This window comes from uncultured Gimesia sp., assembly GCF_963972345.1.
Classification (GTDB): domain Bacteria; phylum Planctomycetota; class Planctomycetia; order Planctomycetales; family Planctomycetaceae; genus Gimesia.
On record NZ_CAXAVM010000224.1, the window covers coordinates 1 to 10,974 of the forward strand.

The 10,974-nt window shown below is 52.3% G+C and carries 9 protein-coding genes; 3 read left to right on the forward strand and 6 right to left on the reverse strand.

Annotated elements, in window-relative coordinates; genetic code table 11:
- From AACZ40_RS25055 to AACZ40_RS25070, 4 genes are all read right to left on the reverse strand, one after another.
- Positions 1–821, reverse strand: an 821-nt coding sequence (locus AACZ40_RS25055; RefSeq protein ID WP_339676300.1) for an efflux RND transporter permease subunit, incomplete at its 3' end; no start/stop codon positions are given.
- Positions 822–961: 140 nt separating this feature from the next.
- Positions 962–2,152 carry an efflux RND transporter periplasmic adaptor subunit gene (locus AACZ40_RS25060; protein WP_291174664.1) on the reverse strand — a complete coding sequence of 397 codons (1,191 nt, stop codon included), beginning with the start codon at positions 2,150–2,152 and terminating at the stop codon, positions 962–964.
- Between the two features lie 143 nt (positions 2,153–2,295).
- The gene (locus AACZ40_RS25065) at positions 2,296–2,754 is read right to left on the reverse strand and encodes a MarR family transcriptional regulator (protein WP_291174666.1); all 459 of its coding nucleotides are present in this window, start codon (positions 2,752–2,754) and stop codon (positions 2,296–2,298) included.
- A 197-nt stretch (positions 2,755–2,951) separates the two neighbouring features.
- Positions 2,952–3,620 carry a sulfatase-like hydrolase/transferase gene (locus AACZ40_RS25070; protein ID WP_291174667.1) on the reverse strand — a complete coding sequence of 223 codons (669 nt, stop codon included), beginning with the start codon at positions 3,618–3,620 and terminating at the stop codon, positions 2,952–2,954.
- 317 nt (positions 3,621–3,937) lie between these two features.
- Here AACZ40_RS25070 and AACZ40_RS25075 point away from each other — a divergent pair, with 317 nt between their 5' ends.
- The 3 genes from AACZ40_RS25075 to AACZ40_RS25085 all read left to right on the forward strand — a co-directional run bounded on the left by AACZ40_RS25075 (position 3,938) and on the right by AACZ40_RS25085 (position 9,358).
- Entirely contained in the window at positions 3,938–5,770 is a 1,833-nt protein-coding gene (locus tag AACZ40_RS25075; RefSeq protein ID WP_339676304.1) for an arylsulfatase, read from the forward strand.
- Positions 5,771–6,116: 346 nt separating this feature from the next.
- Entirely contained in the window at positions 6,117–6,833 is a 717-nt protein-coding gene (locus AACZ40_RS25080; protein ID WP_291174671.1) for a DUF1080 domain-containing protein, read from the forward strand.
- 236 nt (positions 6,834–7,069) lie between these two features.
- Positions 7,070–9,358, forward strand: a complete 2,289-nt coding sequence (locus tag AACZ40_RS25085; protein WP_291174673.1) for a c-type cytochrome — start codon at positions 7,070–7,072, stop codon at positions 9,356–9,358.
- 163 nt (positions 9,359–9,521) lie between these two features.
- Here AACZ40_RS25085 and AACZ40_RS25090 read toward each other — a convergent pair whose 3' ends face one another.
- Both AACZ40_RS25090 and AACZ40_RS25095 read right to left on the reverse strand, forming a co-directional pair.
- Positions 9,522–9,863 (reverse strand): YegP family protein, encoded by a 342-nt coding sequence (locus tag AACZ40_RS25090; RefSeq protein WP_291174674.1) that lies wholly within the window; start codon positions 9,861–9,863, stop codon positions 9,522–9,524.
- Between the two features lie 129 nt (positions 9,864–9,992).
- Positions 9,993–10,718, reverse strand: a complete 726-nt coding sequence (locus AACZ40_RS25095) for a family 16 glycoside hydrolase (protein ID WP_291174675.1) — start codon at positions 10,716–10,718, stop codon at positions 9,993–9,995.
- Positions 10,719–10,974: the final 256 nt, after the last annotated feature.

A 10,974-nucleotide genomic window follows, 5' to 3' on the forward strand; every position in this document is an offset into this window, starting at 1 on the left:
CCCCCCAGTCCCACGCGAGCCACATCTTTCAGATAGACCAGACGCGTCCCTTCACCGGTCTTGACAATGATATTTTCGAACTGTTCCGCATCACTCAATCGACCCATGGTCGTTACGGTATACTGGAATTTCCGACCATCTTCCGTCGGAGGTTGACCAATCTGGCCAGCGGCGACCTGCACGTTCTGTTCGGCCAGTGCCTGCATCACATCCTGCACGGTCATTTTGCGGGCTTTCAGTTCCTCGGGATCAAGCCAGATTCGCATGCTGTAGTTTGCGGTACCAAATACGGTCACCTCGCCGACACCGGGTACACGACTCAAGCGGTCCCGCATCCGCAGATTCGCATAGTTTGAGAGGAACAGCGTATCCATGCTCGGATCTTCACTGGTTAATGAGAGCACCAGAATAATATTGGTCGACTGTTTTTTGACCGTGACTCCCTGACGCCGCACTTCTTCGGGCAACTGCGGTTCTGCAATCGCGACACGGTTCTGCACCAGAACCTGCGCATCATCCAGGTCTGTGCCGATCTCAAACGTAACGGTTAATGAATAGGAACCATCGCCGGAACACGTCGATTGCATATACAGCATATTTTCCGTGCCGTTCACCTGCTGTTCAATCGGAGAAGCCACCGTGTCGGACAGAATTGATGCATTCGCACCCGGGTAGCTGGTACTTACACGAATGGTGGGAGGGGTAATCTCCGGATACTGTTCAATCGGCAAGACCCACAAAGCGACCAGACCAATCAAAACCGTAATGATGGCAATCACATTGGCAAATATCGGTCGTTCAATAAAGAACTTCGAGAACATACGACAAACCGTTCTGATAAATAATAATGGAACTGTTAATGCAGAATCAGGTAGTCAGATCAGGGAATGGCGGGCGAGTTCCCTGTTTACCTGACGCGCTGAAAAACAGGCCAGACAGGCAGATGGATCAGACAGCCGAATCAACTGGCTGATTTTTTATTCTCTGTTTTCGTGTCTTGAGAAACAGCCGATTTCGCGGACGTTTCCGGTGTCTTGTCCTCCGGGTTGACTTCCTTACCCGGCTGTGCGCGCTGCAAACCCACCACGACCACACGGTCATCCGGTTTGAGGCCACTCTCAATCACACGTTTCCCGTCCACCAGGATCCCGGTTTCGACGGCACGATGCTCGACAATATTTTTTTCATTCACGACCCGCAAAAAGTCGCCTCGCTGATCGGAACCTATCGCTTCTTCCGGAACCAGCAGTTTTTTTGCAGGATCGCCAACCTTGCCCCGGACCCGCACAAACAGACCGGGAATCAGACCTCCGTCTGTATTATCAAACACAGCGCGACGCTCTGTGGTCCCCGTTTCGGGATCAACGCCGAATTCACGAAAATCCAGTTTCCCCTCGAATTCAAAATCTGACGAATCCCCCAGAGCCAGTTCAATCCGAAGCGGATCTGCTTCGCTGATTTTGATCTCACCTTTCTGTGCCATTTCCAGAAATCGCAGTAAATCAGCCTCACTGATCGTAAAATAAGCATAAATAGGATCGGTTGCTTCGATCTTCGCAAGCGTCGTTTCACCAATCTGTATCAGGTTGCCAATATCCACCATGTGATGGCCAATCCGGCCGGCGAAGGGGGCGGTAATCTTCGTATAACTCAGACTCAGTTTTGCTTCTTGTAATCTGGCTTCTGCTGCTCCCAGGTCTGCTTTCGATGTGGCAACTTCGGCTTCCTGGATATCCAGTTCATTTGCAGTCGCTACTTTCTTGGCAGCCAGTTCTTTTGTCCGCTTCAGATTCTGTTCGGCCAGAAGTAACTGGGCACTCGCCTTTTCCTGCGCCGCCTGGGCAGAAGCGACTTCGGCTTCATAAGGGGCCGGGTCAATCAGATACAGCAGCTGACCTTTTTCTACCAGATCACCATCCCTGAAATGAATTTCCTGCAGATAGCCGGAAACACGGGCTCGTAATACAACGGTTTTCGAGGCGCGGGTCTGTCCCGTTGTTGAGTAGTATTCCTGCACTTCCTGCTCCACCGGCAAACTGACGGTCACCTGGGGTGGCGGAGGTGCAACAAACTCATTTTTCTGCTGACATCCCACGAGAGCCAGAAGCCCCGGCAGTATGAACCACTTGAACGGTTTCCCATTAACTTGCATGGGTTCTTTTCTCCGAATTCTAGACGGTATCTAATATTACTGTAGCGTCTCCAGGCCATTTGGATTGCGCATATCAGATCGAGAGACGCTCTGGTTACACGACCTGCGAGCTTCATCAACGGCCTGCAGACAAAAACTGATTTTTATTCACACTTCAATGTCGCTTCCGAATAATGATCCAGATTGGCATCAACACGCTGCAACATACTCCGCAGAGCTTTCACCTCTGACTCGGAAAGACCCCGTTCCAGTTGATTGCGAACGGCACGGAAACATTTCACAATTCGATTCCACACCGGCAGTGCGGCCTTCGTAGGGGAAACGATCCGCTTGCGTCGATCTTCCGGATCCACCTCACGTTTGATCAAGCCATCACGCTCCATCCGCTCCAGTACCACCACAATCGACGGCGGCTGTACACGCATCCGCTGTGCCAGTTCTCCCTGCGACTGCTCTCCTTCCAAAGCCAGCAATGCCAGGATCTGACACTGCCGATACGTAATCCCCTCGTTCTGCAGCTCCGCATTCACTGCGTTCTCCAGTCGATGGGCCGTCATATGCACCCAGTAGCCACAGTCCTGTTTAAAATCATATTCCAGCATCAATATTCACCCGCCCTTTTAGTTAGACATCTAATTATATACGCCGCAAAAAACCAGACAAGACCGAAATTTGAGACTTCCCCTCATTGAGAGCAGAAACGAGAAACGCCTGGTGACACTTTATCATTGAGCGCCAAAGACTTTGAAACCATACTACTTCGAATATCCCGCGAGCATGCACCACGTCCCGATCTCAATCAGTCGTGATGATCCTCAAGCAGCTCAGTCCCCGATGTGACTTTCGGCGTGCGCGGCGGATAGTACCAGCCGTAGCTGGCCGGGTTTTGATAATAGAGTAACTGCCTGCGTCGCCACTGCTGCAGCAGTCTGGCCAGCTGTTTCGCAATTTCAGGATGTGCCTGGAGTACGTCCGTCTTTTCACCTGGATCCTCGCGCAGATTGTACAGGCTGGTGGAATCCTGCTCGCGATTGTGAATCAGCTTCCAGCCGGTCCCGCTGATGACGGCGTCACTCTTTCCGATGGTCGACTGACAATGCACGAACGCCAGCCGCTTATCGATTTCAGGCCTCGCCGGAGAAAGTACATCCATTCCCTGAAAACAGGGATGCGAGGGAACATCCAGCAGACCGCAGATGACAGGCACGATATCAATCGCCTGCGTGAGATAATCGATTGTCTGAGCCTCAATTTTTCCCGGAGCGTCGATCACCAGGGCAGTGCGAATCGTCGGTTCAAACGGAGGACCGGCGTGTGTGGGAAAGCCATTCTCATAGAAGGCTTCGCCCTGATCACCCGCCAGGACCAGTATCGTTTTGTCTCGCAGCTGATGGGTTTCCAGATACGCGACCAGTTTCCCGATCTGCTCATCGATATAATGCAGCGAATTATAGTAGGCATTCCGCATCACCGGAATTTTGTCTTTCGGGTAAGAAACAAACGAAGCGGGAAAATCAATCGTCGCTGGCTGGAACGGACCTGTCTGAACCAGTTTAAGTCAGAATTTAACGAATAAAACAGATTTCTGGTTTTGTTGCTTTCTGTACTCAACCCGAGATCATTTTGAGACATTACCCTCCCAGTCAGCAGAAAATCGGGGCCGATCCAATCTCAGCGAACTTTTGAATTCTCCCGAATCAAACATGATCCGACTGCCTGCATCCGGTATCATGAAACCAGTTTCTCAGTGACCACTACATACTCTGTTTAACAAAGCGGCTCTCAATGAAACAATTAATCTCCCTGGCCCTGCTGATCTGTATTCTGACCGCCAGCCTGACAGCAGCAGAAAGGAAAAACGTACCTGAGAAAAAGTCTCAATCCAGACCGGCGACAGAGCCCGGCAAGCATCCCAACATTGTGATCTTCCTCGCCGACGATCAGGGCTGGGGGGACCTTAGTCATAACGGCAACACCAATCTACACACCCCCAATGTCGACTCACTGGCAAAAGAAGGTGTGAAGTTCAACCGCTTTTACGTCGGCGCGGTCTGCGCTCCGACCCGCGCGGCATTCCTCACGGGTCGCTATCACGCCCGCACCGGAACCACCGGCGTCTCCACTGGTCAGGAACGCTTCAATTCTGATGAATACACGATCGCCCAGGCTTTCAAAGCCGCCGGCTATGCCACAGGTGCCTTTGGGAAATGGCATAATGGTACACAATACCCGAACCATCCCAATGCGAAAGGCTTCGACGAATACTACGGCTTCACTTCCGGTCACTGGGGACACTACTTCAGCCCCATGCTGGATCATAATGGTACCTTCGTAAAAGGCAATGGTTACATCACCGACGATCTGACCGACAAAGCGATGGCTTTCATCGAACAGCAGGTTCATAACAATAAACCATTTTTCGCTTACATCCCTTACTGCACCCCTCACTCTCCCATGCAGGTGCCCGATCAATACTGGGATCGTTTTAAAGACAGACAACTCAAACTGCATCATCGTGAGCCTGAGAAAGAACAGCCCGATCACCTCCGCGCCGCCCTCGCCATGTGTGTGAACGTCGACTGGAATGTGGGACGCGTTCTGAAGCAGCTCAACAGCCTGGGCATCACCGACGATACCATCGTCATCTATTTCTCCGATAACGGCCCGAACGGGGTCCGCTGGAACGGCGATATGAAAGGCAAAAAAGGTTCGCTTGATGAAGGGGGCGTTCGCTCTCCTTTCGTGATTCGCTGGCCCGGTCATCTGCCCGCCGGCCATGAAGTCAATCAGATCGCCGGTGCCATCGACCTGTTCCCCACGTTAACCGATCTGGCAGGCATCCCGCGTCCCGAGCCCAAACCCATCGACGGTGTCAGCCTCAAACCCCTGATGATGAATTCAGCGCCAGACTGGCCGGAACGCATGATTTTCTCCAGCCTCCGCGATCGCGTCAGCGTCCGCACCAGTCAATATCGACTGTCCCGCACAGGCGAGCTGTTTGACATGCACGCCGATCCGGGTCAGCGAAATAATATCGCGAAACAGAAACCGGAAATGACGGCCGAGCTACAACAGGCGGTGGCAGACTGGAAGCAGTCCGTCTGGCCGAACGGTTATCCGGAAGAGAAGCGTCCGTTTTTAATCGGCTATGAAGGCGCACGCTCGACGCAGCTGCCAGTCCGGGACGCCAATTCGCAGGGCGGCATCAAACGCTCTTCCCGGCATCCCAACTGCTCTTTCTTTTCTCACTGGACCAGCACCCGGGACAGCATCACCTGGAACGTGGATGTCGACCAGGCCGGCGTTTACGAAGCCATTCTGTACTACACCTGTCCGGAATCAGATATCGGATCCACCGTCGAACTGAGCTTGAATGGCAGCAAACTGCAGGGACAGGTTACCCAGGCACACGATCCGCCTCTGGTCGGAGCAGCACAAGATCGCGCCGTTCGATCCGAATCGTTCGTCAAAGATTTTCAGCCCATGACACTGGGAAAAATCACCTTAAGCAAAGGGACAGGCCTCTTAACTCTGCGGGCACTGGAAATACCCGGCAGTCAGGTCATGGACTTTCGACTGCTGATTCTCAACCGGATCGAACCACAGTCAGATCGCTGAGACAGTCGAGAATTCCCTCGCGCGATAATTGAGTAACAAAACGCAGTCCACTTTAATATTTAACTCTCTTCAGTAACCTTCTGAACAGACAGAGAACCCGCCGAAAACGTCCTGTTTTGACTGGAATCCTCTCCGGGTACTGGTCATAATGGACTCTGATCATCGTGATTCGTGTTTCCGCGTCACTGTTTTCTGTCAGAAATCGTGTGCGGGATGCGGCATCGCTGATTCTTTGAACAGACAGATGATCGTCCTCACGAAAGTCCTCGATTCCTGCACTGACTGGCAGGTTCATGATGTCAATTGCCAGTCATCCTTTTATTCCTGATAACCTGATGGATACGTTATGAAACGACACACTACCCTCTCTGCGATCTGCCTCGCATTGCTGTTTACTGCAACCGCACACTCCGACGAAAAAGGCTTCACCCCTCTGTTCAATGGTAAGAACCTTGATGGCTGGGTTCAGCATGGCGGTAAAGCCGAATACGAGATCGTTGATGATACGATCGTCGGAACTTCTGTCCCCAAAACGCCCAACAGTTTTCTCTGCACCGAAAAGATCTACGGCGACTTCGAACTGCAGGTGGATTTCAAAGTCGACCCGCTGCTGAACTCGGGGATCCAGATTCGCAGCAATGTCTACGATGAAGACAAGGTCCTCGAAACCAAAAACGCAGACGGCAAGGAAAAGAAAATCAAAGTTCCCGCCGGTCGCGTGCACGGATACCAGGTCGAAATCGACCCCTCTGATCGCGCCTGGTCAGGCGGCATTTATGATGAAGGGCGTCGGGGCTGGTTAAATAACCTCGCTGACAACAAAGCCGCCCAGAAAGCTTTCAAGCAGAACGAATGGAATCATTACCGTATCGTCTGTCGGGGCAACTCGATCAAGACCTGGATCAATGGTGTGCCTGCTGCTGACTTGAAAGATGACCTGACCTCAGAAGGATTCATCGCCCTGCAGGTGCATGGCGTTGGCAATCATCCTGAAAAAGTCGGGAAACAGGTCAGCTGGCGGAACATTAAAATCAAAGAATTGAAACCCGAAAAAAAAAAGTAAAACCCAAAAAACCGGCTCCTGAGAAAAAAGTCGGAGCCGCCATTGGTGGTAACAAAGCCACCCCCATCGACCGCATCTCAGCCGCCAAAGGGTTCAAAGTAGAACTGCTTTACTCGGTTCCCGGCGAGGATCAGGGCTCATGGGTCAACCTCTGCACAGACGATAAAGGACGCCTGCTGGTCAGCGATCAGTACGGCGGACTCTATCGCATCACCCTCCCTCCCGCGGGAGAAGAAGTGAAAGCAGAAGATGTGGAGAAAGTTCCCGCCGGTATTCGGGGTGTCAACGGCATGCTCTGGTCCGACGGTGCACTCTATGTCGGCGTGAACGACTATGAGCGAAAAATCGCTTCAGGCCTGTATCGTATTTCCGACAGTAACGGCGACGATCAACTCGATCAGGTGGAGTTACTGCAGGAAGTCGAATCGCACAGCGATCACGGCGTACACGCTTTAATGCCCACTCCCGATGGCGAAGCCTTCTACCTGGTCACCGGAAATAACACCATTCCTCCCGTACTGGCCGACAGCTCACCCGTCCGCCAGGTCTGGGGAGAAGATCACCTGCTGCCCAGCATGCCGGATGGACGAGGTCACAACCGGGGTGTATTGGCGCCCGGCGGAATCATCTATCGTGTTTCCCCCGATGGCCAGAAGTTCGAAGCCTATGCCTCCGGATTCCGGAACATTTTCGATGCCGCCGTCAACCGCGATGGCGAACTGTTTACCTACGATGCCGACATGGAATACGATTTCAACACCCCCTGGTATCGCCCCACGCGAATCTGTCACGTCACCAGCGGCGCAGAATTCGGCTGGCGCAACGGCGCCGGTAAACGCCCTCCCTTTTATGCTGACAACCTGCCCGGTGTGCTTGATATCGGACCTGGTTCGCCGACAGGCATGACTTTCGGCTACGGCGCGAAATTTCCTGCGAAGTACCAGAACGCGCTGTATGCACTCGACTGGAGCTGGGGCAAACTTTATGCCATCCACCTCAAACCGGAAGGTTCTTCCTATACCGCTACCAAAGAAGAATTCGTAACCGGTGCCCCACTGCCGATTACCGATGCGATTATCCGTCCCCAGGATGGCGCCATGTATTTCACGATCGGCGGACGTCGTGTGCAGTCCGGTCTGTACCGTGTCACTTATGTGGGCGATGAATCAACCGAGCCTGTTCAGGCAAAACCGACCAAAAATAAAGCGCGCGAAACGCGGCATACCCTGGAAGCTTTTCACGGTAAACAGGATCCGCAGGCAATCGAAGTCGCCTGGCCTTATCTCGCTGACAAAGACCGTTTCATCCGCTTTGCCGCCCGCACAGCCGTTGAGCATCAGCCCACCGATTCATGGGCAGAAAAAGCGTTAACCGAATCTGATCCTGCCCGACAGGTCGAAGCCTTACTGGCACTGGCCCGCGTGACAGGCGTCTGTCCTCAACATCGCAACGAGCAGACTCCCGAAGTCGATACCGCCATGCGGGACAGACTGTTGTCCGCCGTCATTAATCTTGATGATGCGAAGCTCGATCTGACTCAACAACTGACCCTGCAACGCACCCTGCAGATTATCTTAAACCGCTTTGGTCGTCCCGATGACGCAACGGTAGCAAAGCTGATTGATAAATTCGACCCGCTGTTCCCTGCAAAATCACCTAAGCTAAACTGGCTGTTATGCGAAACACTCGCCTGGCTGCAGTCACCCACCGTCGCTGAAAAAGCAATCGCGTTGATTCAGTCGGCTCCGACCCAGGAAGAGCAGATGCAGTACGCACGCTCGATTCGCATGCTGCAGGCCGGCTGGACTCCTGAGCTTCACAAAGCGTACTTCGAATGGTTCCTGAAAGCGGCCAACTATAAAGGGGGCGCGAGCTTCGATAAATTTATCGAGTTTGTTCGGACCGACGCAGTCGATTCCCTCAGCGAAGAACAAAAGACCGAACTGGCTGAAATCCTGACAAAGAAACCAGAGAAGAAATCCGCTCTCGAAAATCTGGGTGAAGTCTTCGCCGGACGTCCCACTACCAAATGGACGCTCGAAGAACTCTCCACAGCTGCCGGTAAAGAAATGAAGAAACGGGACTTCGTTAACGGCCAGAAAATGTTTGCTGCAACAGGCTGTTACGCCTGCCATCGCTTCGGCAACCAGGGAGGCATGACCGGCCCCGACCTGACTTCCGCCGGACGACGGTACTCTCCCCACGATCTGCTGGACCAGGTGATCAACCCCAGCAAAGTCATCAACGAACAGTTCTCCGCGATCTCAGTTGTGACAGAAGACGGCAAAGTCCACACCGGTGTCGTCGTCAACCTGAGTGGAGATAACATGACTTTGAATACCGACCTCACCGATCCTAATAAACGGGTCAACATTGATCGCAAGACGATTGATGAACTGGTCGTTTCCAAAACGTCCCCCATGCCCGCCGATCTGTTTGCCCGCATGACCAAAGACGAAATCCTCGACCTGATCGCCTACCTGATCAGCGCCGGCGATGCACAGCATCCCTTCTTCCAGGATTGACCTGACAGGCAGAGACGCGTAACAACAGCCAGGCTGCTTACTCATTCCAGTAAGCAGCCTTTTTTTTGAATTCAACGCATTCACCTGCCGCCGGTCGGGGCGAACTTAATTTGCAGGTCTACCAGACAGTAAACACCCCTGCGGGTCGGCTTAAGCGCAGGCATCAGGTCTTGACAATAATATTTTCCGTGATCGCTTTGGGCGCATTTTGGGAAACAGATTTGATCCCGTTTTTCATTCCGGTCGTCGCGGCATAACCTTCACTGGTTCCGATAACCTGAGAATTCTTCGCCTTCAGGACAAAATAATGCTGCCCCGCTTTATTCACCAGTTGTTCATAGCGACTGGGATCGGCTGCATTAGTCTGCACCGAAAGAATCCCCTTCTTCGCCGAGGCTCGGGAAGCATACATCTGGCTGGCGAGGATAATTTCACCGTTATTCGCAAGCAGGTGAAAATAATACTTGCCGTTCCGCGCCTGTTGAATCTGAAATCTGGCTGGCATACCTGTTCCTTTCTGAGAGCTGAGGAAACATCAGAAAATTCATTAATATGGTATGTCTCACGCATTTAACATGCAAGATGATTTCAGAATCCGGGTGCTCCAACATTCGTCTGACAGATAAGTGAAGTGTCACTCTTGCATTGTTTTGGCATAAATCTTCACATCATCGACCACAGCATTCCGGGGGACCGCCAGTCGAAGCAAACGCTTGGTCGGGTGGGCCATCCCCTCCGATGAAAAGGAACCAATGGTTTCGCCGTCAATTTTGACAGTCAGCTGATCACCGTTGACGGTTACCAGCAGCGTGTACCATTGACCGGTTTTGAGTTTGACCGGAAATCGTTTCCGCTTGGCCTTTAACGCTTCCTGCAGTTCGGGTGGCAGCTTTTGAGCGAGACGCAGTTCGCGGGTTTTTAAATCCATGTTCCCGGTTTTGAGGTCGGTCAGCTCGACATAACGCGGACTGACTTTCGCCACAAACAAGTGTCCCGCATGCACTTTTTTGTATTTGAGATCGGCAAAATTGAGTCCCAGGCTGTCCTTTTCGTTCTCCAGCATGAATCGCAATTCAACGGAGCCATCTTGAAATTCCGCAGGATGCGTGACAGAGACTGCATGGTCCGCGACTTTATGCATAGAGATATACATCGCCCCGTTTTTCAGGTCGACCTGCTTATTGCCAGCGGCCCGAGACCGGCTGTTGGTTCCCCAGCCTTTGCCGATTTCATCTTTTGTTTCCTGCGATTCATTGCGTTCGAAATCATCCTGAAAAATCAGTTTGCCATGGTCTTCCGCAAGCAGGGATGATGATAAACAAAACAGTAGCACGCAGGCTGAGAGAAATGATTGCTTCACGGACGAACAGCTTAAAAGGAGGAGCATTATTACGTTTCACCGCATTTTCATTTTGCGGCAGGTTCGTCCCATTTCAGGACGCACCCTGTTTAACCCTCGCGTCTCTCTATCTATTGTGACCGGTCTAGATAACCTTCGAGACGCTACAGTAAATCTGAACACAGTCCAGTGCTTTGTCAAGCTAGAAATTGAGGGTTGGGTGTGTTGTTTACGTGCTCCGTTGTCGCACTCTCGTGATATCTATCAACCCAAAATT